General features: G+C 41.1%; 1 protein-coding gene and 2 pseudogenes. 1 reads left to right on the top strand and 2 read right to left on the bottom strand.

Going from position 1 to position 1,474, the window contains the following annotated elements:
• Positions 1-372: 372 nt before the first annotated feature.
• A complete protein-coding gene (locus tag PX484_RS09955) occupies positions 373-1,005 on the top strand; it encodes a TetR/AcrR family transcriptional regulator (RefSeq protein WP_287767914.1) in 633 nt (210 codons plus the stop codon).
• A 99-nt stretch (positions 1,006-1,104) separates the two neighbouring features.
• Here the strand turns inward: PX484_RS09955 and PX484_RS25730 are convergent.
• Both PX484_RS25730 and PX484_RS09950 read right to left on the bottom strand, forming a co-directional pair.
• Positions 1,105-1,221 (bottom strand): annotated as a pseudogene (locus PX484_RS25730) (hypothetical protein); the annotation flags it as partial.
• A 136-nt stretch (positions 1,222-1,357) separates the two neighbouring features.
• Positions 1,358-1,474, bottom strand: a pseudogene (locus PX484_RS09950) (DNA-binding response regulator); the annotation flags it as partial.

The raw sequence follows: 1,474 nt of genomic DNA, 5'->3' as shown, positions 1-1,474 counted from the left end.
TTCTAGCAAATGGAGAGAATTCTTGTCCATTAAGAAATGTTACAAATTACATGGGTACATTAAGAAAAGTTAAGGGGTTACATCCATTGATGGATAAGGGTTTTCGGCTATTATAGTATATATGTATGGGGGGAAGTTCAGGTATAAAAAGGGGTGAGCTACGGTCTAACTATCCGCTTGCACAGCGACCGTATGAAACTCATTAAGATTTTAGCTAGGTGGACAAGCTTCTAGCTTGATTTCTGGGGAAGTCTGGGGAACGATAACCGAACAATCTCTAATCCCAATTACTCAAAATTTTATGAAGCATTTGAGTAAACACCTAACTTGATCGATGACAATGGCTCTATCCCCTTCTAGCTGTCAATGATCATGCAAAGTCTTTTTCAACGTTCCCTAACTGAGACCAATTCTGGGGAAGAAGATACCCGTAGTCGTATTCTACAGGCCGCTTTACGTTTATTTGCCGCTAAGGGTTATGAAGGAACCACGACCAAAGACCTAGCAGGAAGCGCAAATGTGGCAGAAGGAACTTTATTTCGTTATTTTCCCAACAAAAAGGCGATTTTAATTGAAGTGGCCACTAGGGGATGGGTGGATATTCTCACCGACTTGCTGACGGAATTGAGCGAAATGGGCAGTTATAAAGCGGTAGCGCAGGTGATGCGGCGTAGGGTGTTGAGAATGCGAGAAAATAGCGATTTATTGCGAGTTTGTTTTATAGAGGCCCAATTTCACCCCGAATTAAAAGAGCGAATCCAATCGGAGGTAATTGCTAAAATGACCGATGTGGCCGAGGCTTTTTTTCAAACAGCGATTGATCGTGGTATCTATCGTCCCATGAATCCGAAAATTGTGGCGCAGGTTTTTCTAGGAATGTTCGCAATTGCTGGTTTTTCCAGTGAAACTATTTTAGATAGTAATGCTTCCCCCTTCGCTTTACAAGAAATGGCCGAAGGTATTGCCGAAATTTTTCTGAATGGAGTATTAGTTAAAGAAGTTTAATTATCCCAATTCTCTCAACCTATTCGGGAATCAGCCTGTTTATTCCTAAAGTCTCCTAGTCTTCGATAGCTGATGACGTGCATGGCATTCTGGGTAAAATTACTGATATGAAAAACCACAAAGACACAAAGGACAGAAAGTTTTTTCGCTATCATCGTAGTGGGCTAAAATGTCGGCAATAGTCAGGCCAGAACTAAGTAATTCTCGGATAAATTCAACAGGATAACGCTATCCTCAAAGGCACGGTTTGCCGTGACATATATTTAAGTTTTTTTGCCATCGCTAATTCAGTTGCCTGTCATCGTCAGTTAATAAACTACTCCCATCTGCTACTTTGTCCTTAGCTGCTATATTAACTGGTTAAACCGTGTTTTAGGGCAAAACGTACCAATTCCGTGCGACTATTAGTACCAGTCTTGCTAAATAAGCGACTGACGTATTTTTCTACGTTTCTGACGCTGGTTTCTAG

Source organism: Microcystis sp. M49636_WE2 (assembly GCF_030065375.1).
Taxonomy (GTDB): domain Bacteria; phylum Cyanobacteriota; class Cyanobacteriia; order Cyanobacteriales; family Microcystaceae; genus Microcystis; species Microcystis aeruginosa_C.
The sequence above is the reverse complement of the archived record's forward strand: the minus strand, read 5'-3'. Positions and strand labels throughout refer to the sequence as shown.

Bases quoted from the DNA above. Each gene is read 5' to 3' on its own strand.
- PX484_RS09955 (WP_287767914.1), top strand. From the start codon at position 373: ATGCAAAGTCTTTTTCAACGTTCCCTAACTGAGACCAATTCTGGGGAA.